Origin of the sequence: Vibrio sp. 10N.222.52.B7 (assembly GCF_041474275.1) — a bacterium.
Taxonomy (GTDB): domain Bacteria; phylum Pseudomonadota; class Gammaproteobacteria; order Enterobacterales; family Vibrionaceae; genus Vibrio; species Vibrio crassostreae_C.
In genome coordinates, this window is record NZ_JBFRTU010000087.1 from 1 (window position 1) to 23438 (window position 23438).

The window sequence follows — 23438 nt, forward strand, 5'->3', positions numbered from 1 at the left end:
ACTCAGTAGAGCGTTAACTTTCAATTTTTCTACTTCGCATAATTCGAAGGAAACAGTGCTCGTTTCGCTTCTTCATCACGTTCGGTTTTAAATTGAACGTCTTTACCAGTTTCGCGAGCGCGAATTGCGGCAGGGCGGGCGTTGATTGCATCGAACCAGCGCTTTAAGTTCGGGTAAGGTGCTAGGCCTTCTTCACCAAGCACGAAAGGTGCTTTATCAATCCAACCCCATGCAGCAACATCGACAATGGTGTACTCATTTCCGACGAAAAACTCACGACCTTCCATGTGCTTTTCTAACACTTCGTAGTGACGTTGTGCTTCGCGTAGATAACGATTTACTGCGTAATCTAAGCCTGCTGGCGCAGCATGACGGAAGTGTACCGATTGGCCAGAGTATGGACCAAGTCCGCTGGCGATAAACATCATCCAAGATAATAGTTCAGCTCTGTCTTCTGGCTGACCAGCTAGCTTGCCTGTTTTCTCAGATAGGTACAGCAGGATAGCGTTAGAGTCGAATACACGTTGTCCTTCGTCTTCAATCGCAGGCGTTTTGCCATTTGGATTGATTAAACGATATTCCGGTGAATGCTGCTCACCCTTTAAGGTATCGACAGGAACAAGTTCAAAATCTAGGCCTGTCTCTTCTAGAAACAAAGCGATCTTCATTGGGTTGGGTGTTTGGTGAAAATAGAACTTAAGCATGGGGTAACTCCTTGTATTGGTCATTTATTAAAGCACCACTTGAACGATCGTTCAATAGCTGATTTTTGAATTTTCTGTGAATTGACTGATTTGATAGCACACTCTGTGCTTTTTGAACTTGGTTGAGCAAACGTGAATGAGCGTCGACTTGTAGAGAGATAGCATTTTAAGTTGCTGAAATAATGGACATAAAATGCACATTTAGGTTTGATGTTTAGCTTCGAAACTTACGGGTTTAGATGGAATAGGCATGTGGGATTCGAAGTTAAATATTCCAAAATCATTAAGGGAGCCACTCATAACTCGAAGCTATCTGGATATTTGAGCTTACTCTGGCGCATAAAATCGTGATCTGCAGCCACATCTTATGCAACAAATGAATATTAACCTTGGAGAGTAAGGTTTGGTTCACGGTTTTTTAATCTTGGCGGCTTACATTGGTGAGCAAATCTGATGTGAAACACTTAACGACACAGGATCTTTCCATGGAAAAGAACATTATCGCCCTCGCTCTTGGTGGCATGCTAGCCTTTGGCGCAACACCTTATTCTTTTGCTGCTAACGATGGCGCTGTACAGGCTTCTGCGGACTACGCGCAGTTGGTGACTAAGCGACAAGTTGTCGACCAACTACTTCTTGATGCGTTGCAGGCGTTTAAGTCTCCGGCAAGAATTTCACACGCGGGCTTCACGGCCAAAATGCCAAGCAACATGGAAATTGTGACTAACCGATTGTTAGAAGCGTACCAGCTAGAACCTTACCGTACGGATTTGTTGATCTCGGCGGCGAATGCTCAGATCTACAACAAGAATGCAGAGCGCGCGATTGAGTTGTTTGAGCAAGCGTTGACGGTTGCACCAGACGATGTCGACTTACATGCGTATCTAGCGGTTTGGCAGCGTTTTGAAGACAATGAAAGTGAATCCAACAAGCACATGGAGAAGCTAGAAAGCCTGAATAAAGGTAAGGCAGAAGATATTAAACGCATTTTTGCTACGGTCGACCGCGTATTAGAAACACCGTTAAAAGAGTCTGCGGATAAGGGGCTGTTGAGCGACCCCGGTGCCATAGTCACTTTGGGCTACGCACTTAACCCTGATGGTTCTATGCATCAAATCTTGATCGAACGTCTTGAGACAACGTTGGCGATGTCTAAAGCGAACCCAGATGCGATGATCGTGTTAACGGGTGGCGTGCCGAAGAACCATAAGACTGAAGGCAAGTTAATGGCGGATTGGCTTATCTCAAAAGGGGTAAGTAAAGATCGCATCATTGAAGAGAACTACGCGACCAGCACGGTAGGGAATGCCTTATTCAGTAGCTATGCGCTTGCTCGTCATGATATTAAGCACGCGACCATTATCAGCTCGGCAAGCCATGTTCGTCGTGGTCAAACTCTGTTTGAAATCGCTAGCTGGCAAACGGGCCCTCAGGGCATTACCTTCGATACGGTTTCTTACCCAGACAAGCCGCTCGAAGATCTTAAGAAAGCGAGCAGTGGTGAGCTTCTAGGCATCTACCGTGACGCACTGAGAACGTATGGTATGTGGAGCTACCGCTCTTACCCATTAGAGTCTCGCTAGGCTTAGGGTTATTTCACAGTAGGCAAAGTATAAGTTGCTAGTACAATCGAGCACAGCTAGATGGTATGCTGTGCTCCTACTTAATTTAGTGTTTCAAAGGCAAAAAAATGAACCCGATTTTAGCAATGTTGAAAGAGAACAATATTAGCGACGAGCAGATCAGTGAGCTATTCAAAACGCTGACAGAGAACCCTCTTGCAGCAATGGCGACGATCAGCCAACTTGGTTTACCTCAAGACAAACTTCAAATGCTGATGGGTCAGGTAATGCAAAACCCTGCGCTAATCAAAGAAGCAGTTGAAGAGCTTGGCCTAGATTTTTCTAAGGTTGAAGCGGCTAAAGAGCAACTTCAAAAATAAGTGAATTTGAATGAGTTAATATCGAATTAGCTTAATCCACATTCAATAAAAAGGTCGTTTAAGTTCAGCAACAGGCTGTCTTAACGGCCTTTTTTGATCTTGGTGGCGATTTTTGACTTTGATTTGATTGCATCCAATCATCCTCGCCGACCCTATACATACCGACCATTCCAACACAATTGACAGCAACCTTGCCAAATATGTGCGACTACTGACAATTTACTTACTAGACTTAATTAACCTATGTGCGACCTGAGATGTGCACCTTGATGAACAGAGTTTTTGGATGAAGACAGCCCTAAATAATAGGGCTAGCCGATTTGGGCCATAAGCGCGGTTTGTCTATGACACATTAAGGAAAAGAATAAGAGGGCAACGAACTAAGCCCTTTATTGAGCAGTGATTTATAGGAAATTATTTATGAAGTATTTAAAGGAAACCGCTTTAGCGAGCCTTGTGCTGGCTGGGCTTGTTGGTTGTGGCGGTGATTCAGGTTCATCAAGCAGCACGACACCCATTACTTTGAGCGTGAGTGATGCGCCCATTGATGATGTTAAAGACGTAACTGTGACATTCAGTAAGGTCGCTTTACTTCCTCAAGGGGGAGGTTCGCCACTGATTTATGATGTGTATAAAACGGACGAAAACGGCGATTACGTTGATGAAAATGGCGATCCATTGCCAGATGGTGAGGATCCGATTCCATTAAGTGTGAATTTGCTGGATTACCAAGGCAGCGATGCGCTTCCTTTGATTGAAAATGAGGTCATTCCGGTAGGCAGCTATAAGTTGTGTGTGTTTGCGAATGATGGCGATCATCCAACAGATCCATCTTACGTGGTAGAAAATGATGATACGAATCGTGAGCTAACGGTGAAAGGTGAAGGCGCGTGCCCGCAAGGCGTGGGTAAAGAAGATAACGCTGGCGTACTTTACTTTAATAACTCATTTAATGTGAACCAACAAAGTAACGACTTTGTTGTCGAGTTCGATCTTCGACGTGGCCTAAAGAACAGTTCGACTTTCCCTGATTACACCATTCAAAGAACGTCTGTAAGCCTTATCAATACGGTTGAGACAGGAAATATTGAAGGCACTGTTGCTCTTTCTACTTATGACACTTGTAACGGTGGTGACAATACATTTGTTCAGTCGGTGTACTTGTATGAAGGTAATGTTGAACAAGCTAACATGGCTCCGATTGGCGGCAGTGATGAAGTGAAACCGATTACTTCAGCGTCAGTGGCAATGAATGAAGCACAGACTAACTATGAGTTCTCTCTGGGCTTCATTGATCCAGGTACTTACTCATTAGGTTATACCTGTACTGCGCAATATGACAGTGATGAAGAAAATGTTGATCCGGTTGCTGATGGGTTCGAAATATATGAAGCTCAAAATGGCGTGCAAGTAACCGTTGGTCAAGACAGCCAAGTGTCATTCTAACCTTAATGTAAATGACGATTTTTTATAAAAACGGCCTCTCATTTGGAGGCCGTGTTTGATTATGTCACGTAGCTAGCATGAATTTGATGATCATTGAGTGTGACTCTAGGGAAGTGATAATGTAACTTTGTATCTCTTACTTTAACCTAGCGAAATGTACTCCGGCGTTGCTCATGAAATCTAGCTTAAGCATTCGATCTTACACCAAGCAATTTAATACCCATGCTCATGATGACCATCATCAACTGGTATTGCCGATCCAAGGCAGTATTAATATCGAAATGGTGGGGTATGTCGGTAAAGTGGCGGTGGGCGAATGTGTGGTGATTCCGGTAACCACAGCACATGCGTTTAAAGCGGACGAAGCAGCGCGGTTTATTGTCGCGGATATGGCTGTGTTGCCTCAGCATTTGTTAGAGCACGAGCTCTCGGTTTTCACGATAACGCCACCTTTGATGAGCTTCTTGTTGTTTGTTGAGAAGCAGCTGGAATATCAGGTCGATAGCGGTATTGAGTCATCCATCTTGGATGTGTTTTCACTGCTGTTAGAGCAACAACAAGTGAGCAAGAGCATCGACCCAAGAATCCGCGCTGTACAAAGGCTGATAGCGGATAATTACACACAACCATTATCCATTTCGCAACTTGCAGAAACGGCTTGTTTGAGCCCCACTCAATTCAAAAAACGCTTCAAAGAATGTCTGGGTATCAGTGCGCTTAAATACATCACTCGCTATCGTATGGAGAAAGCCCAAGCCTTGTTAACTCATACCGATTTACCGGTTCAATTGATTGCTGAAAATGTGGGCTATAGTGATGTGTCTGCTTTCAGTCGTCGCTTCTCTCAGCACTTTGGCATGTCTCCAAGGGCGTTTCTAGGCTCAATGAAAGACAGTCTTTAGAAACAACAATAGCGTCCTTTCGGCAAACTAACTTTTATCAATCTTCACTATTATCTATTTCAGAACTGAAAATTGGGTAATAGAAATGAATCTTGCCATCAATCGCGTTAACGAATTCCAAACGGGCACTTTAGCCATCTTGTTTGCTTCTATTTTATGGGGCACGACAGGCACCGCCGCAAGTTTTGCGCCTGATCTAAGCCCATTAGCGATTGGTGCTTTCTCTATGGGCGTCGGTGGCCTAATGCAAGCGGGATTGGCGTATCGAAAAATCCTATTCGCTTTCGACAAGCTTTTGCAGAACAAGAAGCTGTTGACGGTGAGCGCTTTGGCTTTAGCGATCTATCCTTTAGCTTTCTATTCTTCAATGAAATTATCTGGCGTGGCGATTGGTACAGTGGTTTCGATTGCTACCGCACCTTTCTTTTCTGCTCTGTTAGAGTGTCTTATTAGCAAAAAGAATAATATCAACAAACGTTGGCTCACTAGCTTTGCGATTGGTGTGGTGGGTATTGGGTTGTTGGTGTTTTCAGAATCTTCATCGACGAATGAATCCGGTGATGATCTCAAGCTGTTCGGTATTGCTTTAGGTTTGCTCGCTGGGTTGTGTTACGCCATTTATTCTTGGGCGACCAAAGCACTGATCGACAAAGGGATTAAGTCACAAGCGGCGATGGGCAGTATTTTTGGCCTGGGTGCGATGCTGTTGCTGCCAACGCTCTGGTTTACGGGGGAGAACCTGTTTTCCTCGCAGATTAACGTATTAGTCATCAGTTATCTGACGTTAATCCCACAATGCTTGGGCTATATCGCGTTCAGTTTTGGTTTACGCCACGTGACCGCGAGTAGCGCCAATCTGCTGACTCTGTTTGAACCAGTAGTTGCAGCGGTGCTTGCCGTCTGTGTTGTCGGTGAGCTGATTCCTTTTACAGGCTGGTTAGGTATGTCTCTGATTGTGTTGTGCTTGTTTATACAGTCGAAGCCATCTAAAGGAACGTTATAAGTATTTGTTTTGTTTTGCCTAATTGAAATTTTTTCATGTGTAATTCTTATAATTGAATAAAATCAGTATCTCAGTTGTGAGAGTGCTGTTACTATCGCTATCAATAGTCGGGGGGCATATACCTTATTTGGTGTTTGCTGAGATCGTTAATCGAGACCCGTTGAACCTGATTCAGTTAACACTGGCGTAGGGAACTATAAGCACTCGATCTGCGTCTGCACCCATGAAAACTTTCATGTGTTTATTGCGACTTCTCCTTCGATCGGTGTTCGTTCTCCTACGTCTTGTAAGATAGTAGGAGCGACAATGACACACAGTTCTAATTCAAAAGATTTAACGCTAAAAGCCTCAGTTTCGCAGCACTCTGCTGATGGTTCGATTCGAACAAACACTCCGATTGTATTGACGATCGCTGGTTCTGACAGTGGTGGTGGCGCGGGCATTCAAGCTGATATTAAAGCCATGTCTGCAACGGGTAGCTTCGCTTGTTCGGTAATTACCGCGATTACATCTCAGAACACCCAAGGCGTGTCCGCTATATTTCCAATCCCACTAGAGCATGTCGCTAGTCAGTTAGATGCAGTGTTTACCGATTTGAATATCGTGGCGGTAAAAGTTGGTATGTTGGCGGATTCGCAAATCATCAAAGTCGTTGCAGACAAAATCAAACAATACCAACCAAAACACTTGGTAATTGACCCTGTAATGGTCGCGACAAGCGGCGACCTTCTTCTAGAAAACTCTGCTATCACTACGCTAAAACAAGAGCTGATTCCGCTCGCCGACATTATTACCCCTAACTTACCTGAAGGCGCGGCGTTAACAGGCAAGCCGGTACCTGAAAGCGAAGCCGAAATGCAGGACATGATTGAAGATCTGCGCGCTTTAGGTGCTAAAGCCGTTCTGCTAAAAGGTGGTCATCTAGAGAAAGATGAAAACAGCAATGACTTACTGATTCTACCAACTGCATCTGCTGTGATTAGCGCGAAGCGTTTTCCTACCAAAAACACTCATGGCACGGGCTGCACGCTTTCATCTGCCATTGCTTCTTTCTTGGCTCAAGGCAACACGCTCCCAGAGGCTGTAGACCTGGGTAAACAATACATTTCACGCGCGATTGCCCATGCTGACGAGTTGAAAGTCGGTCAAGGTCATGGCCCAGTAAATCACTTTTTCGCTGGACACGGTAATGTCCGTTAATACCGTTGGTGTTCAGCTCAGCAATGCCTCCTTACGTTATAACGACAGCGAGCACGCGACTTTGTCTGGGTTGTCGCTTAGCTTAAACGCAGGTAAGTGGACGGTATTGCTGGGTCGAAGTGGTTGCGGAAAAACCACGGTATTGCGTTATCTGGCAGGCTTGCTGGACGACAAGGTGGAGTGGCAGGGCACATTGGCAACGTCCGATGAATTGCCTTTAACGGACCGCATCGCTTACATGGCGCAGCAGGATTTGTTACTGCCATGGCTATCGGTCATCGACAATGTTTGCCTGAGTCATCGTTTTCAAAATCCCGCAGACAAGCATCAAAGCCGAGCATCCCATAAACAAGCTCAAACCAACCAAGCACTAGAGTTGTTAGCTGCGGTTGGTTTGGCTGATCACGCGTCTACTATGCCGGATCAATTGTCTGGTGGTATGCGCCAGCGTGTTGCTTTGGCACGCACCTTAATGCAAGACAAGCCAGTGGTGCTGATGGATGAACCGTTCTCTGCGCTGGATGCGGTAACAAGACACAAACTACAAAGTTTAGCGTGTGAGCTGTTAAGAGATAAAACCGTTGTGTTGATCACCCATGATCCACAAGAAGCGGTGCGCTTGGCGGATAATTTGTATGTGTTGCAAGGCACACCTGCGAATGCTCAGCCTTTATCTGTGCCAAACACGGCCACACCAAGAGTGTTAGATGGTGAATGCGCTGAGTTACAACAAGCGATCTTAGATCAGTTGGAGCGTGATTATGAATGATCTAACGCGAAGCGAAGCTGTGGCTCGTTCAACTAACACACAGATCACAACTAAGCGCTCTCGTCAGATGAATCCCGTTATGCGATTGCTGATCAGCAGTGCTGTGATTCTCGGTTTATGGCAAATGGTGGTGGTTATCTTCGAGATGCCGAGCTTCATTCTGCCAGCGCCTGCTGAAGTCTTTATTAAGCTAATCGAACGTTACGATGTGTTACTCAAACACACTTGGGTGACGGCGCAGGAGATCTTACTTGGTCTGCTACTCGGTTTGTCTATGGGGTTGTTTTTTGCCTTGCAGATGTTGATGTTCGAACCACTTAAACGCTGGTTGTTGCCTATCTTAATCGCTAGCCAAGCGATCCCTGTGTTTGCGATTGCGCCAGTATTGATGTTGTGGCTTGGCTATGGCATCGCCTCAAAAGTGGTGATGGCGGCGATCATTATCTTCTTCCCTGTGACCACTTGTTGTTACGACGGTCTGCGCAATACACCGACAGGCTATCTCGATCTTGCCAAAACGATGGGTGCATCGAAATGGCAGCTGCTTCGTTATATCCAATTGCCTGCTGCGCTGCCAACACTGGCGTCTGGCATTCGTGTTGCTGTGGTGATTGCTCCAATTGGCGCGGTTGTCGGCGAGTGGGTGGGTTCGAGTGAAGGGTTAGGTTACTTAATGCTGCAAGCCAATGCGCGGATGATCATTGATGAGATGTTTGCGGCCTTATTCATCTTGGCGGTGCTGTCTATCTCGCTCTATTTCATCACAGACAAATTACTTAAAAAAGCTATCCCTTGGGAGAACCAGTAATGGCTTGCTCAATAACACTTTGTTTAGTAAGGCTTCGCTCAACGCTATTTATCTAAACAAAACGTCGTTAAAAATTAGCTCTATAAACACAATAATAATATTCAAAAGGAAAGGTTAACTATGAAAAACACCAAATTGGTAGGTGCAATGGCACTGCTTGCTTCGCTAGTTTCAGGTCATGCTCTAGCGGATTCTGAACAAAAGAAACTGACATTGATGTTGGATTGGTTTGTGAACCCGAACCACGGCCCAATTGTGATTGCTCAAGAGCGTGGCTACTTTGCTGACCAAGGCTTAGAGGTTGAAATCCAAGAACCAGCTGACCCAAGCACGCCAGCAAAATTGGTTGCGGCAGGTAAAGTCGATTTAGCGGTAACTTACCAACCAAGTTTAACCATGGATGTAGCGGCAGGTTTACCTCTCGTTCGTGCATCTACTCTTATCGCAACGCCACTGAATACGTTGATGGTTTTGGATAATGGCAAGAACGATTCGTTAGCGGATCTGAAAGGCAAAAAGATCGGTATTGCGATTGCGGGTAACGAAGAAGCGACCATCGGCACCATGCTAGCTCAAGAAAATGTTGCGTTTACCGACGTGCAAACCATCAATGTCGGTTGGGCACTTTCATCTTCATTGGCATCGGGCAAGGTAGATGCAATTTGGGGTGGCTTACGTAACTTCGAAACTAACCAGCTAGCCCTAGAAGGCTTTAAAGCCAAAGCATTCTTCCCTGAAGAGCACGGCGTACCAGCTTACGATGAGTTGATCTTTGTGGCGAACGCAAAGCAGCACGACGACGAAGCAATCAAAGCGTTCAACAAAGCACTTGAGCAAGCAACCACTTACATTGTGAACCACCCACAAGAGTCATGGAGCGAATTTGTGGCGTATTCACCAGATACGTTGAATAACGAGCTTAACCAACGCGCATGGAACGACACGCTGACTCGTTTTGCACTTCGTCCTTCTGCTGTTGACCTAAAACGTTACGACAATTACGCACAGTTCATGTTTGACAAAGGCATTATCAAATCACTACCAAAAGCCGCTGACTACGTACCGACTTTTGACTAAGGAATCTCATGAAATACCAAGACTTAATCCAAGCCTGTCAACAAGATTGGCAAGACTACACAGAGCATGATTTTGTTAAAACTCTGGCGAACGGCACACTCGCCCAGCCGTGTTTTCTGCATTATTTGAAACAAGATTTTCTGTTCTTGAAGCAATATGCTCGCGCTTATGCGTTGGCGATTTACAAGGCGAAAACCTTGGCTGATATGCGTCGTGCACTGCCAAGTGTTCATGCTCTGCTAGATTCTGAAATCTCTCACCACGTGACTTACTGTGGTCAGTGGGGTTTAACTGAATCTGACCTAGAAAATGAGCCGGAAGATTTCGGTACAGTTGCTTACACGCGCTATGTTTTAGATGCGGGTATGACGGGTGATCTCGTCGACTTATATGCGGCACTGGCTCCGTGTTCAATTGGTTACGCTGTGATTGGTAAAGCGCTGTTAGAAAGCAGTGATACTGTTTTGGAAGGCAACCCATACGCAAGCTGGCTACAGCTTTACGGCGGTGAAGAGTTCCAGTCTGGCGTAGCAACGGGCGCGGAATACTTCAATCAACTGCTTGCTGAAATTGATATCAACAGCGAGCGCGGTCAGAACATCGTTCATATCTTCAAAACCGCAACGCGTATGGAAGTGGCTTTTTGGCAGCAAGGGCTGAACGCTCTTGATGATTCAACAGCGACTTTCACGAATAAGGTTTACCCCATGCTAACTGAACAAATCATCCAATCGTTGCGCGCAGTACGAGAGCAAAAACCACTGGTTGTGAACATCACCAACTATGTAGTGATGAACAACACGGCCAATGCGTTATTAGCGATTGGCGCTTCGCCTATTATGGCGCACTCGCAACAAGAACTGGCAGAGATGATGTCTTTCTCTGGTGCTTTGGTGATTAACATCGGCACGCTCGACAGTGTTTGGACGCCAAGAATGTGTTTTGCTGTTGAGCAAGCGAACGCGAACAACAAGGTTGTGGTTCTTGACCCTGTGGGTTGTGGGGCAAGTACGTTGCGTACCGAGACTTCTCGTGAAATTGCACGCTTAGCCGATAAGTTGATCATTCGTGGTAACGCGTCTGAGATTATCGCGTTAGCGGGCGAACAAGCGCATAGCAAAGGCGTTGATGCGTTGGATAGCAGTGATGCTGCATTAGGCGCTGCGCAATGCTTAGTGGCTGAATACGGCGCGAATGTAGTTATTTCTGGTGAGACGGATTACGTTGTCACGAAAGACAGTGTTGTGACGTTAAACAATGGTCATCCAATGATGCCGTATGTGACAGGCATGGGCTGTACTTTAACAGCATTGACGGGCGCATTTGCTGCTATTGGTGATGACAATGGTTTGGCGGCAGCAGCGGTATTAGGTGTGGTTGGTGAAATCGCAGCTGAAAACTCACGCGGCCCGGGTAGCCTGCAAATGAACTTGCTTGATGAGTTGTACCAGTTAGATGAAGAGACTCTGATTCAACGATTGAAGATTCAGTAGGGTTAACCGAACTCTAAGCCACAAGCCTAACTTAAATCTCTTTAGATAAAGAAAAGCCCCCAACACTTATGTGCTGGGGGCTTTTTATTATTGCTTTGGAACTGTGCCAGCTGTGTATAGACTGGCTGGCTAGGTTCTAAATCGATTCACTTGGCTCTCTAGGTGGTGAGCAACCTCAGTTAAGTCGCTGGCTGCACCTGAAATGCTGCTGACTGATTCTTGGTTACTTTGCGCGATGGTGTTTGCACCTTGCGCGTTCTCACCGAGTGATTTAGTGAGACGATCCTGCTCATCAACTGACACTGCGATTTGGCTGTTGGCTTGGTTCAGGTCTTGGATGTGTTGATTAATCACATGTAAATTCTGAGAAGCTTGCTGCGCCTGCGTTGAAGCGTCTGAAACCGTGCTGTGGCTCTCTTTGATAGACTCTAACGCATCTTTAGCGCCACGTTGTAGTGAGGTGATGAGCTCATCAATCTGGCTAGCAGAGTCTTGGGTACGTTTAGCGAGCGTTCTTACTTCATCGGCTACTACTGCAAATCCGCGACCTTGTTCACCTGCGCGCGCAGCTTCAATAGCCGCATTCAATGCCAACAGGTTGGTCTGCTCAGAAACGCCTTTGATTACTTCAAGAATGGCACCAATGTTCATCGACTCTTTGTGTAGGTCAGTCACTTTCTGGCTGCTGACCTGCATGCTTTCATCGGCGCTGCCAATTTCATGCAGTGTTTTGTCTACTTCTTTGAGTCCCATCGCCACATTCTCGGTTGCTTGGTTAGCAACTTGAGACGCGTGGTTAGCACTTGCAGCAATCTCTGATGTGCTTGAAGCCAATTGATCAACGGCAGAAGAGATATTGATCATCTCATTGTTCAACTGTGTCGCGTTGGTCGAGCTGTTATTGGTCACTTGATTCAGCGACTCCGACATCTCACCAATACGCACGCTAGAGCGGTTCACTTGACCAACAATATCGCGCAGTGACTCGATGGTGATCTCCATGTTGGTCAGCAGTTCGCCAATCTCGTTTTTGCTCTCAATGTTCACTTCAACATTTAAGTTGCCTTGAGAAAGCTCATTGGTGATCTGTTTAACTTGTGCGATGCCTTTAGTAATAGAGCGAGTCACCAACACGGCGCTCGTCATGCCAATAACTAAAGCCACACCCGTCAGCAATATGATGATTTGAATCGAGCGCTTTTCGCTGGCTTGCAGTTCTGGTGTTAATGCTTGTTTCTGTTGTTCTAGAATGCTCTGAGCATCAGCTACCGAAATCGCTAAGCTGTCACCAATAGAGGCGAGGGTAGCGGTTCTTTGCGTGTTCTCAATCATCTGTTGATGAACTTGCTCAAAGCCTTTCGCGTACGCTTCCCGTTGGTTAGAGAAATCTTCAATCAATTCACTTTGATAAGGAGATGATTTAAGAGATTCAATATCGCCTTCTATACCTGGCAGAGCATATTCAAAAATGTCTTTACCAGCTTCATAGGTTTTGAGGTCGTTGTTGTTTGAGTAACTCAGCACTGTGATCTTGGCTGCGAGGAAGTTCTCCATCAACATGCCTGCGTATAAGCTCGCGTTTGGATCATTGTTATTGTAAGACTCATACAATAAGCTCTGAGCCGCTTTCAGTGCGTTGGTTTCTCGTGTGACCATCTCCACGTTCACTAACTGGTCAATGAGCAGTTGGCTCTGTTTCATTGATCCATAAGCCGCATCAAAAGCTGCAACGCTGTCTTGCACTAATTGCAGGCTCGACAAGCTATCAGTATTGGTGGTGGTTTGGATTAAGTTGTTCAGCAGTTCATCAATCGCAAGTTTGCTCGATTGATAATTCGCTTCGTATTGATCATCCAATGACTCTAAGTAACGTTCAGAAGCTAAACGCATCTGAAGAAAGTGCACTTGAATGTTGCCTGACAATGTCGCCTTGTGGCTGAGGTCACTGTACTGGCTAAAGCCGTTCGACAAGGTTTGAATACCTTTGTAACTCACAAGGCCTGAAATGACGAAAAAGAGCAAGCAGATGGCATAACCCAGCTTGATCTTGAGCGCTATAGAAAGGTGGCGCATAACTATCCCTATATTTACCTGATTCCTTCATAGGGGAGTATTTCATAAAACAGCATTCTGGGCATGCTAAAGCGAATAGTTTGTGTAATAAGTAACGCTTTTGTTAGAAAAATCGGGTTTTTCGACATGCTTTCAACGAGTTGCGTATTTGAATTCAACCGCCTAACTTAAGGAATTAAGTGCTAACTTCCATGCATAGGATGTGATTTGTCGGTAAAATGGCAGAAAACCAATTTTAGAAATCGACTTCAAAGGTACGCGATGAACCCTTATAAACTTTATCTGGTGACTGACGACCAACAAGATCTAGAAACGCTTAAATTCGTGGTTGAACAAGCGGTTGCTGGTGGCGTCACTATGGTTCAAGTAAGAGAAAAACATGGGGACGTAAGAGCCTTCATTGAACGAGCACAAGCGGTTAAGTCGATTCTGGCTGGCTCAGGTGTTCCGCTGATCATCAATGACCGAGTGGACGTAGCATTGGCTGTCGACGCCGATGGTTTGCATCTGGGTCAATCGGATATGCCTGCAGAGTTAGCACGTAAGCTGATTGGTTCAGACAAGATTCTTGGGTTATCAATTGAAACTGAACAGCAGCTACAACAAGCAGATAGTTTGCCGATCGATTACATTGGTCTCAGTGCGATTTTTGCCACACCGACTAAGACGAATCTAAAGAAACATTGGGGTTATGAAGGCATTCAAATGGCTTTGAAAACAACGAAATTGCCGATTGTTGGTATCGGTGGAATCAACGAATCGAACATTCCGCAGTTGGTTAACACAGGTATTCATGGATTAGCCTTGGTATCAGCGATATGTCACGCAGACGACCCGAAACAAGCGACCCAAGATTTGTTGTTTTTGATGGGAGAGTGAGTTTGTGGTGGCTAGAAAACAAATGAGACTCGTCATTTGTTTTCTAGTTAGAGCGCATTAAAGCGCTCGATGCAGTAGCCAGTAAAATTTGTGGTCTAACTTACTGAATACACAGAGCAACCGTGCCGATGACCATAAGAACGATCGCAGCATACCAACCGTATTGCGAGGTTTTATCAGCAACAAACACCTTAATGTAGTTGAGCTCTTCATGTGCCATTGCGATGAAGTCCGTGTAGTTAATCGATAACTCACGGCTCGCTTCTTTCAAGTCTTGCTGAAGTTTGTTGAAAGCCTCATCGATGAAGCCTTTTGTTTCTGAAACAGATGGAGTAGCAGCCAAAGTTAGGCTATTCCAAACCGCCATACGCGATTCATATTCGCTTTCACTGACACAATTAAGTACGCGTAAATCATACTCTCGTTTGTTACGCTCTTTACCCATTTTCTCAGGGCAAATATTTCTTAAAACGTTCACGACAAATTTTCCAAAAGGTTCATTTAGATATAAAAAAGCACTCGAAGAGCGCTCATAAACTGGGTGCGAATCAATATTCAAAAGTGATCTATTTGAAACCGGCATAAGCGACTGTAAGACAGAGCGTTTATCTGGGAGATTTGAAGTTGGGTCAGTGGTGTTAAAGAGCGATTTGGGTTTGTCGATATCAGTTTGATAAGACAAACCCTTTGGGATCGCATACTAGTTATGTCACTTTTGGATATCAACTAGGGTGTTTTATCCACACGACAAAGAAAATTATCGGCACGAAAAGCGGAAATGAGGTAGTGCTGGAGAAAACGCCACCGTCATTGATTTAGGATTCAGTTGCTGAAATAGGCTGAACTCAAGAATTGGGGGAGATTAGTTGGCTTGCCACTGATTGTTCTCTAATGAGTGGCCTTTTAGTTTTTCAAGTAAACTTGTTAACACTGGGCCATTGATATGACTGCGAGACACTAAGCAACCCACTGGAGTAATCCAACCACCATGCTCGTGTGCCACTGGCAGTGCTACGAGATCGCCTTTCTGAATCCCTTCCAGCACCATCATTTCAGGCACATTTGCCCAGCCAACGTTCTGTTCAACGAGATCGATGATCGTTCTGTGGTTGTTGGCATACCAAAGCATCGAGCTAATACCGTAGGTGAACCACAGTTCGCGCTGCTTTGAACTGCGATGCACACATTGGCGGTAACGCTTTAGATCTGAGTCTTGTACTAACGACATTTGGCTGAGTTCGTGAGTGGCGGAGCTAACCGTAAGAAAGCGGGCTTGGCCCAGTAAGAAGAAGTCCATATCTACTTTAAGTTCACCATCCGCATAGATGATGCCAATCTGCGCTTTGCCACGTCTCACCAGGTCTTCCACATCGAAGGTTGAGGCCGTAATAATATCGAAGTGCGTGATTGGGAACTGATCGGCCAGTGAGCTGATTATCTTAATGAAATTCTTATCTAAGATGCTTTCATCAACCGCAATGATCAGTTCGTGCTCATCTTCTTGTGTGAGCGATTCTACTTTTTGGTCGAAGTACTTTTGTTGGTCGAGAATCGACTTAGCGACAGGTAATAACGCTTTACCTGTGTTGGTCAAAACGGGGATGTTTTTATCTCGGTTAAACAGCTCTTGGTCGATGGCAATTTCTAGGTTGGCGATCGACTGGCTGACTCCAGACTGAGCGCGTTTCAGTTTGCGAGCGGCGGCAGAGAAAGAGCCACTTTCACACACAGTGACGAAGACTTTTAATTGCTCAAAACTGTACATGTTATCTCTCGTTCAATACCAAAGGGGATAATAACTCCTAGGCTATCACTATTCGTGATGGCTGTTAACTTTCTCTTATTATTTCAGGTGACATAATCTCGACCAATCCAACACGTAATAGATTATTTAGAGGAATGTATGAGTACGTTAGAAAGAGTGTTCCACTCTGTGTTATTTGAAGTACTGGCCGTAACACTATCAATTATAGGCTTAGCGATATTTACTGATCATGATGTGAATGCCTTATCAGGAACCATGATAGTTGTTGCGACCATCGCGATGATTTGGAACTACTGTTTCAACCGCATTTTTGATCGCTACTTCACGGGTGAAAAATCAAAGCGTTCGCTCAAGTTACGTGTTTTTCATGTCGTGCTATTTGAGGCAGGCTTGCTGGTGGCGACGATCCCAGTTATGGCTTACTTACTTGATGTGGGGATTTGGCAGGCATTTTTAATGGATATCGGCGTGACCATTTTTATTACCATTTACGCGTTTGTGTTTAATCTGATTTATGATCATATACGAGCATTCTGGGTACGCAGAGCGGACTTAGCCGTTCAGTAATCTACCAAGTCAGTAAACACGATCTTGGCCACTAACCGTTTGTTTATTCGTTATTTTGACGGAGACATCCGGTTAGTAGGTCTAGGTAACGCGGCGTTTGTTCTGCTATCTTAAAAAAGGTGATAATTTGAGTTCGTGAAAGAACAGATTAAGAGGAAAGGATGCCAGATACCTCTCAGATAATGACAGTGGTAGATAAGAAGGAAGTCGAGCTGTTTGCGGAACTGTTCAAACATATCGATGGTGAAATCTACACCTTGTTACGCAGTGCCAAAATCCCCAATGACATTCTCACCAGCAATGACCATTACGATTACCTCCCAGAGACCACTATAAAAAATGTGGTCAAGATTATGGGGGAATCAGCGTCGAGAGAAGAGTTTTCGCTGTTTATGTGGAGCTTTTGCAAGCAAACCTATGTACCAAGGTTTGTGGCTAAGCTAAGCCAACAGGATTCATTGAAAAGTGCACTAGACCAATTTGGTGAGCAGCTGAAGCTCGTATCCAATGGTGCGAATGTCTATACCAAGCAATCCGGAGGTAAGTGGTGGTTTGTTCGTGAGAAGCCGTTTACTAACGCGCCTTGGTTTAAATTTGCTGAATTGTTCTCTGTCATTTTCATCAACGAACTACTTTCAGTATTAACGCAAGGACGTTGGAAGCCGTCTGAGGTTGGCATTCAAAGTGGCGATCTCGAATGTTTTCAATCTCTTCCACAAATGGGTACTGCTCAGTTTTATACGCATAGACCGGTCACTGCCTTTGAGATCCCTGAAGACATCATGCTTGCACCGATTGTTTTACCCAAAATTGCTCAAGTATCAGAACTCACAAAGTCTTTACCTAGCTCATTCCTGAGCGCTTTTAAGCTTGTTATTAAACCTTATCTCACGATGGGGAAACTCCCAATTAGCTTAGCTTCTGAGATTCTGAATATTCATGTCAGAACGATCCAGCGTCGGTTGGAAAGTGAAGAGGTGGTCTACAAAACCTTGATTGAAGAGATGGTTCTTGAGCAGGTTTTAGAATTGCTTAAGCAGTCAGATCTATCGATCACGCAAGTAGGTGCGAAAATGGGCTATTCCGATTCTTCCCACTTTACCCGAGCCTTCAAACGACAGATGAACATGACGCCAAGACAGTACCGAAAAGAGCACAGCTAAAACCAGTAAGTAAAAACAGGAGCCTGCACGCAGAATTATTTATTGTCACCAAATGGCCATTTATCAACCTTGAATACTGGCAATATCACTACTAAGTTATTGAATGTGGATGAGTTGTTTTTTTTAGCGAGTTTCGCGAGCAATAAAAACATCTTTGAAACCTCATGACACTCATTAGTAGTTACGGAATCGTTATGGGAAGTGGACGCCACTAACAAACGGAATCAAGGTGTAAAAATGAAAAATGCAGGCTTAAAGCTCTCTGTTGTTGCTCTTTCGTGTTCATTTGCTCTTTCTGCAAATGCAGCATCAACGCTATTTACTAACGTCGATGTGTTCAATGGTACTGAAAACAAATTGTACGAAGACCATCATGTATTAGTCGAAGACAATCTTATCAAACAAATCTCTGCGAGCCCGATAGAGGCTGGTGACGCTGTAGTGATCGACGGCGAAGGCAAAACGTTAATGCCGGGTTTAATCGAAGGCCATGGTCACTTGTTGCTGAATGGCGGTAATCTAAGTGACCACGAAAACAACCGTACGATTGAAGAACTGGCTGCTCGAGCAACAGTGAACGCGAACGCTGCGTTTCAATCAGGTTTCACCACGTGGCGTGATGCTGGTGGCTTGAATACTGGCTTACGTAAAACAATCGATTCTGGCATGTTGCCGGGCCCTCGACTCTACACATCAGGCGCATTTATTGGCCCGACGGGTTCGCATGCCGATTTCAGTAACCTAACCACGGCTAACCAACACTTCTTTGGTTCATCAACCAGTATGGCTCGAAATAGCGTGAGCTTTAATGCCGATGGTATTACAGAAATCAAAGCCGCTGCTCGTCAAAACTTCAAGCAAGGCAATACGCAAATTAAGATCATGTCTTCGGGTGGTGTGGCTTCAACATTTGACCCTTGGCAGCTGAATGCGATGTCTGCGGAAGAAATTGAAGCTGCCGTGGAAATTGCTGATGCGTATGGCTCTTACGTGATGTCGCACGCTTACAGCAAAAAAGCGATCATGCGTAACTTGGATGCGGGTGTTAAAACGATCGAGCACGGTTTCATGTTCGATGGCGATATTGCCGACAAGATGGAAGATAAAGACGCCTACATCACAACTAACATGACCGCGTTTTCACCTTACCTGACACAGATCGAAGCGATTAACTCGAACCCAGCCTCTAAGCGTAAAGCGGAGTCGGCAACCAAAGCATTCAAAGACTACATCTCGAATGTAAACAAGTACCAACCGAAATGGGGTTTCCACACAGACTGTGTCGGTGACGTGGTTTCTTGTATCAAACAAACCGACCACACGATCTTCCTTGCAGGTAAAGAGTTAGGCAACTTCTTCACTTTGAAAGGGATGACATCGGTAAACGGTGAGATCGTTAAGTTATCTGGCGTGATGGACCCATACCCAGAGGGTAAGTTAGGCGTGATTGAAGCGGGCGCATACGCCGATATCATTATTGTTGAAGGCAACCCACTTGAAGACTTGTCAGTGATTGGGGCAAACGAAAAATGGTTTGATGCAGAGCCGCGCAGCCCTGAAATCGATACCATCAAAGTCATCATGAAAGACGGCAAAGTCTACAAAAACACGCTGTAACTCAGTTCGACAACTCAGTTAAAAATTAAGCTTTAATGGGTGACCTATTTGGGTAGGTCACCCCTCTTCAAGGTGTTCTATATGCAAAAAATGCTATCTCTTATCCTGTCGGTGGCATCACTTACGGCCGTTGCTTTACCTACTTTTGCTGAAACAGCGATGAATCTTGAGTGGCAAGATCTGAACTCAGAGTCTCACGAAATGAAAGTAGAAATGCCGGATCTAACCGATCAACAAATGCGTCTATTACAAGGTGTGATAGCAATGAGTGCATCAGAGGAAGAGCAAGCTCAACAACAGGCTTTATTATTTAAACAAACGCTAAAAGAGCAAGGCGTGGACGCAGACGAAATGATCGCACTGCGTGATGAATACATGCAAACCATGAAAGCAAACGCCGAAGCTATTACGACAGAGTTTGATGGCAAGAAAGTACGAGTTCCCGGTTTCATCGTTCCACTGGAATTCTCAGAGGGAATGACAGCAACAGAGTTTCTGTTAGTGCCTGTGGCGGGTGCGTGCATCCACATGCCACCGCCTCCTGCAAACCAGATTGTGCGCGTGTCTTTTCCTGAAGGCTTTCAGGTACAGAACGTTCAGTATCCAGTGTGGGTAGAAGGTGACTTTAGCTCCAACAAAGTGACTGAAGAGGTCTTCCTGGTCGATGGTAAAAGTAACCTCACCATGGGTTATGAAATGAAAGCTTCGATGATCGAAGACTATTATGAAAAAGAAAATTAATGGTTGTCATCAAATGACAATTTTCAATGTGAGTAATAACTAAAATAAAACTAACTTAAAAAGCACTGGTGACATGATGAACTCAAGATTTTCTAAAGTAAGTATCGCAATTGTGATGGCGGCTAGCCCAATGAGCGGCGTTGTTTACGGCGCTAACTTTGAAGGCCCAGATTCTGTTGAAAATACAATTGCAGAGCAGAAAGCACAAAAGAAATCTTGGAGGGAGTCATTAGCTGAGGATGGTTTTACATTTGGTGCAGATTACTTTGCTTTGGGGCTGACCTCAGGAGATGGGGTTGGCGGCGATAGCGTTGATGCATCGTCGGGTGTGGCTCGATTATACGGTTCATGGCATCTATACGGAAAGGACACACAGAACTCAGGTAGCTTAGTTTGGAAGGTGGAACATAGACATGCCTATGGTGATACTGCGCCAAAAGACTATTCATTCGGCCCACTTGGCTATGTCGGTTCAATTGGCCCTGCATACAGTGACCAAGGGTTTCGTGTTACGGACTTAAATTGGAAGCAAAAAATTAACGATGGCAAAGGCACTATTGTTGTCGGTTGGCAGGATGTAACTAACTATGCGGATGTTTACGCTCTAGCAAGCCCATGGTCTGGCTTTACTAATTTGGCATTCTCGACAGGCTCTGGTGCGATGGGCTTACCTGATGATGGTGTACTTGCGCTTTCTGCTGGTCATATGTTGGGTGAGAATTTTTATGTGGTCGGTGGTATCGCGGACGCAAAGGGTAAATCAGATGACATTTTTGATGGCTTTGATACCGCTTTTGGCAGCGATGCCTCTTACTTCACCACACTGGAGTTAGGCTGGACGGCTTCGCAAGAGCAGATCTACACCGATAACTTCCATGTGACTTTCTGGGACTTTGGTGACGATACTCGTCATAGTAATAGCCTTGCTGCGGAAGGTGGCTCGGGCGTTAACTTCTCATGGAGCCAGTTCATGACTGATCAAGTGATGCCGTTTGTGCGAGGTGGTTTCTCTGAAGGGGATGTTGCCCTTTACGATAAGTCGATTTCTGTTGGTATGGGGTACTTTGGATTAGGAAAGCCGACCAACAACCTTGGTGTAGCGCTAAACTGGGCGGAAGTGAATGGTGATTCTTTTGCAGCTGATGCGAAAGCTATAAGCGGTAGTACAGAGCAGTGGACAGCAGAGATCTACTACAACATGCAGTTTGGTGACCATTTCCAAGTAACGCCTGACATCCAGTACATAAAGGATCCTGCATTCTCCAATGAAAGCAGCGCTTGGGTATTCGGTGTTAGAGCGAGAGTCTTTATCTAACAGCTCTGCTTGTTAATCGCTGAAACGTAAAGAATAGATGTAAAAAGTGAGCCTTGATAGGCTCACTTTTTTGTCTTAGATGTGAAAGAAAAGCGGCTATGCTTTTTCGGCTTTGGGCGTGTCATCGAGTGCGAAGTAGATCTTTGAAACGATAATCTCTGCGACCAAAATAGTGAATACCACAGCGAAGAACGCCACCACACCATTCCATGGGCCACTGAAATCGACTTTGTCGCCAAATAGGATGTTGATCGCTTCTAGCATCACGAACTTTGAACCGACCAGAATGACATAGCTAGACAAGCCTCTGTAGATCTTAGGCGCAGTACCCGGTTTCGACTTAAAGTAATCCGCCAGTTTATGCTCTAAGCCAATAGACAGTTTGAGCAACAGCTGAAGCAAAATCGCGGCAGCAAACGAGATGGTGAATGACTCGATATTGACGAAGTCCCAGTATTCATCAAAAAAATTAAGAACGGTTAAATCGACGAGTACCGCAAGGGTGTATCCGACAAAGAGTCGTTGGGGAGTATTAAATCCATATACTTTTTCAATATTGCTCATCTACTTCTTCCTGAGTAAAGGGTTATAAAAAACTTAGGAGATAAATACAGAATATTCAAACGCTTACTGCTCAGGATGCGAAACAGCTCTTAAAGTGTGCGTGGCGCATTATGGTAAGTATCCCGAGTGGGAATGATTCAATATGAGTTCTCGGATGAGTTCTCGGAGAGTTCTCGACATGAGCCTACGATTTAAACAGAGGTAGATATGATTATTCACTTTAGAATCCAAGACGTAGAAGAGCTTTGGGGATCAATAGATTTGGCAACACTCTTACAATTAGAACTGAGAGGGGTATCAACCACACAATTAACTATCTGATTGAAATGGCGAAATTACCAATTACACTTGAAGCATAAGTTTGAATGGAGTCAACTTAATGCTTTCACCCCAGTCGCTATATCCCCCTTCTATTGCTTTACTCTTAACAGGCCTTATTTCTTGTTCCGCCTATGCATCCAACGAAGCGATTCAACATCGGCTAGAGAAGATCTTCGCCGTTTCTATTGCGCTTACTGACAGCGATGCCGTTTCAATTGGTTTTGTCGATTTTGACCCGAACTCGTTCATTAATCTAAACGACAGTGGTTTTGGTTCTGATAAAACTATCGACACCCGGAGCCAAGTTAGCGTTGGTTCTATTCCTTATTCTTCCGTGGTTAAAACCGATGATCCTGACTTAGATTTGATTTGGTCGGTACGAGGGTCTTATGCGCTCTCGGAGCAAGATATTGAGATTTCATCTGATGTTACATCGGACCGCAGAGTTAACCCCAATAAAGACTCAGTATTGGGCCTGTATGGCTTTTTCGGCGCTCAAAGCCATTTAAATCAACATTGGTCTATCGCGTATGGTTTGGGCACTCATTTACTCTACTACCGCAATAAATACGAATATAAAAACAGCTACTCTCAAGCCTTTCAATCTCAGCTCGATGGATACGCGTTGAATACTTCTGCATGGGCATTGATTGGCGAGCCGTCGGTCAAACTCAAATACCTACAGAAACAAGAATGGGGAAGTTGGAATGTTTCATCAAGAGCGCGTTATTTCTATGGAACGGGATGGGGCGAAGCCAATGATGGCGATATCGGCAACCCTGAAGGTTTACGCTTTATCAATGAAATTGAATTCAGACAAAATGTGGCATTGGATGCTTGGTCTTTAAAGAACCCTCAAATTCACTACAACTTTCGAAGAATCGATGTAGCAGGGGATCTCACTGATCCGCTTGATACGCACTATTACTATGAATTTGGCGCAGGGTTAGTCTTTGATGTGCCTTACGACTCTTACTTCTTTGATAACTTTGGTGTTGGGATCAACTTTAACTACGGCAGTTCATTGAGTGGAGGTAGCTTGCTATTTTTGCTCAATAACTAGCATAAGTCGTTGAGTGCGCGGCTCAG

At 44.9% G+C, this 23438-nt stretch carries 22 protein-coding genes, 1 pseudogene and 1 riboswitch; of the genes and pseudogenes, 18 read left to right on the forward strand and 5 right to left on the reverse strand.

The annotated features are described in order from the left end of the window. Positions 1-29: 29 nt before the first annotated feature. A complete protein-coding gene (locus AB4512_RS19435; protein WP_372074279.1) occupies positions 30-704 on the reverse strand; it encodes a glutathione S-transferase family protein in 675 nt (224 codons plus the stop codon). Positions 705-1189: 485 nt separating this feature from the next. Here AB4512_RS19435 and AB4512_RS19440 point away from each other — a divergent pair, with 485 nt between their 5' ends. The 11 genes and pseudogenes from AB4512_RS19440 (at position 1190) to thiM (ending at position 11344) form a co-directional block, all read left to right on the forward strand. Then, positions 1190-2287 (forward strand): ElyC/SanA/YdcF family protein, encoded by a 1098-nt coding sequence (locus AB4512_RS19440; RefSeq protein ID WP_372074281.1) that lies wholly within the window; start codon positions 1190-1192, stop codon positions 2285-2287. Between the two features lie 107 nt (positions 2288-2394). Continuing rightward, positions 2395-2646 (forward strand): DUF2999 family protein, encoded by a 252-nt coding sequence (locus AB4512_RS19445; protein WP_004731647.1) that lies wholly within the window; start codon positions 2395-2397, stop codon positions 2644-2646. A 420-nt stretch (positions 2647-3066) separates the two neighbouring features. Then, on the forward strand, positions 3067-4092 hold the full coding sequence (locus AB4512_RS19450) for a DUF4382 domain-containing protein (protein WP_372175390.1): 1026 nt from the start codon (positions 3067-3069) through the stop codon (positions 4090-4092). Between the two features lie 173 nt (positions 4093-4265). Further along, a complete protein-coding gene (locus tag AB4512_RS19455) occupies positions 4266-4994 on the forward strand; it encodes an AraC family transcriptional regulator (protein ID WP_016793022.1) in 729 nt (242 codons plus the stop codon). Between the two features lie 85 nt (positions 4995-5079). Next, positions 5080-5997 carry a DMT family transporter gene (locus AB4512_RS19460; RefSeq protein WP_102394458.1) on the forward strand — a complete coding sequence of 306 codons (918 nt, stop codon included), beginning with the start codon at positions 5080-5082 and terminating at the stop codon, positions 5995-5997. A gap of 98 nt (positions 5998-6095) precedes the next feature. Further along, positions 6096-6207, forward strand: a riboswitch (TPP riboswitch). Positions 6208-6303: 96 nt separating this feature from the next. Further along, on the forward strand, positions 6304-7197 hold the full coding sequence (thiD, locus tag AB4512_RS19465) for a bifunctional hydroxymethylpyrimidine kinase/phosphomethylpyrimidine kinase (RefSeq protein ID WP_170964257.1): 894 nt from the start codon (positions 6304-6306) through the stop codon (positions 7195-7197). Then, positions 7187-7966, forward strand: a complete 780-nt coding sequence (locus AB4512_RS19470) for an ABC transporter ATP-binding protein (RefSeq protein WP_372175391.1) — start codon at positions 7187-7189, stop codon at positions 7964-7966. The genes thiD and AB4512_RS19470 overlap by 11 nt, the downstream gene beginning before the upstream one ends. Beyond that, positions 7959-8774, forward strand: coding sequence for an ABC transporter permease (locus AB4512_RS19475; RefSeq protein ID WP_017077476.1), 816 nt, complete (start codon positions 7959-7961; stop codon positions 8772-8774). Before AB4512_RS19470 ends, AB4512_RS19475 begins: the two co-directional genes overlap by 8 nt. Before the next feature lie 120 nt (positions 8775-8894). Then, on the forward strand, positions 8895-9851 hold the full coding sequence (locus AB4512_RS19480; RefSeq protein ID WP_372175392.1) for an ABC transporter substrate-binding protein: 957 nt from the start codon (positions 8895-8897) through the stop codon (positions 9849-9851). Positions 9852-9859: 8 nt separating this feature from the next. Then, positions 9860-10534 (forward strand): annotated as a pseudogene (gene tenA, locus AB4512_RS19485) (thiaminase II); the annotation flags it as partial. Between the two features lie 24 nt (positions 10535-10558). Next, positions 10559-11344, forward strand: a complete 786-nt coding sequence (thiM, locus tag AB4512_RS19490; RefSeq protein WP_372175401.1) for a hydroxyethylthiazole kinase — start codon at positions 10559-10561, stop codon at positions 11342-11344. A 129-nt stretch (positions 11345-11473) separates the two neighbouring features. On the opposite strand, the gene AB4512_RS19495 is transcribed toward thiM, so the two are convergent. Then, entirely contained in the window at positions 11474-13417 is a 1944-nt protein-coding gene (locus tag AB4512_RS19495; RefSeq protein WP_104216407.1) for a methyl-accepting chemotaxis protein, read from the reverse strand. Between the two features lie 261 nt (positions 13418-13678). Here AB4512_RS19495 and thiE point away from each other — a divergent pair, with 261 nt between their 5' ends. Then, entirely contained in the window at positions 13679-14296 is a 618-nt protein-coding gene (thiE, locus tag AB4512_RS19500; RefSeq protein WP_104216406.1) for a thiamine phosphate synthase, read from the forward strand. 100 nt (positions 14297-14396) lie between these two features. On the opposite strand, the gene AB4512_RS19505 is transcribed toward thiE, so the two are convergent. After that, positions 14397-14741 carry a thiamine-phosphate diphosphorylase gene (locus tag AB4512_RS19505; protein ID WP_372175403.1) on the reverse strand — a complete coding sequence of 115 codons (345 nt, stop codon included), beginning with the start codon at positions 14739-14741 and terminating at the stop codon, positions 14397-14399. A gap of 417 nt (positions 14742-15158) precedes the next feature. Then, on the reverse strand, positions 15159-16061 hold the full coding sequence (locus tag AB4512_RS19510; RefSeq protein WP_372175393.1) for a LysR family transcriptional regulator: 903 nt from the start codon (positions 16059-16061) through the stop codon (positions 15159-15161). 138 nt (positions 16062-16199) lie between these two features. Between AB4512_RS19510 and AB4512_RS19515 the strand changes: the two genes are divergently transcribed. From AB4512_RS19515 to AB4512_RS19535, 5 genes are all read left to right on the forward strand, one after another. Continuing rightward, entirely contained in the window at positions 16200-16628 is a 429-nt protein-coding gene (locus AB4512_RS19515) for a PACE efflux transporter (RefSeq protein ID WP_017077482.1), read from the forward strand. Positions 16629-16810: 182 nt separating this feature from the next. After that, entirely contained in the window at positions 16811-17791 is a 981-nt protein-coding gene (locus AB4512_RS19520; protein WP_372175406.1) for a helix-turn-helix domain-containing protein, read from the forward strand. A 237-nt stretch (positions 17792-18028) separates the two neighbouring features. After that, positions 18029-19408, forward strand: a complete 1380-nt coding sequence (locus AB4512_RS19525; protein WP_017071981.1) for an amidohydrolase family protein — start codon at positions 18029-18031, stop codon at positions 19406-19408. Between the two features lie 81 nt (positions 19409-19489). Further along, positions 19490-20149, forward strand: coding sequence for a DUF3299 domain-containing protein (locus AB4512_RS19530; RefSeq protein WP_102393604.1), 660 nt, complete (start codon positions 19490-19492; stop codon positions 20147-20149). A gap of 115 nt (positions 20150-20264) precedes the next feature. Further along, positions 20265-21464: a carbohydrate porin gene (locus AB4512_RS19535; protein ID WP_102393623.1), complete on the forward strand. Its 1200-nt coding sequence runs from the start codon at positions 20265-20267 to the stop codon at positions 21462-21464. Positions 21465-21560: 96 nt separating this feature from the next. Here AB4512_RS19535 and AB4512_RS19540 read toward each other — a convergent pair whose 3' ends face one another. Continuing rightward, positions 21561-22028, reverse strand: a complete 468-nt coding sequence (locus tag AB4512_RS19540) for a hypothetical protein (protein WP_372175394.1) — start codon at positions 22026-22028, stop codon at positions 21561-21563. 379 nt (positions 22029-22407) lie between these two features. On the opposite strand from AB4512_RS19540, the gene AB4512_RS19545 reads away from it, so the two are divergent. Further along, positions 22408-23412, forward strand: coding sequence for a Solitary outer membrane autotransporter beta-barrel domain (locus AB4512_RS19545; protein ID WP_372175395.1), 1005 nt, complete (start codon positions 22408-22410; stop codon positions 23410-23412). Positions 23413-23438 lie beyond the last annotated feature (26 nt).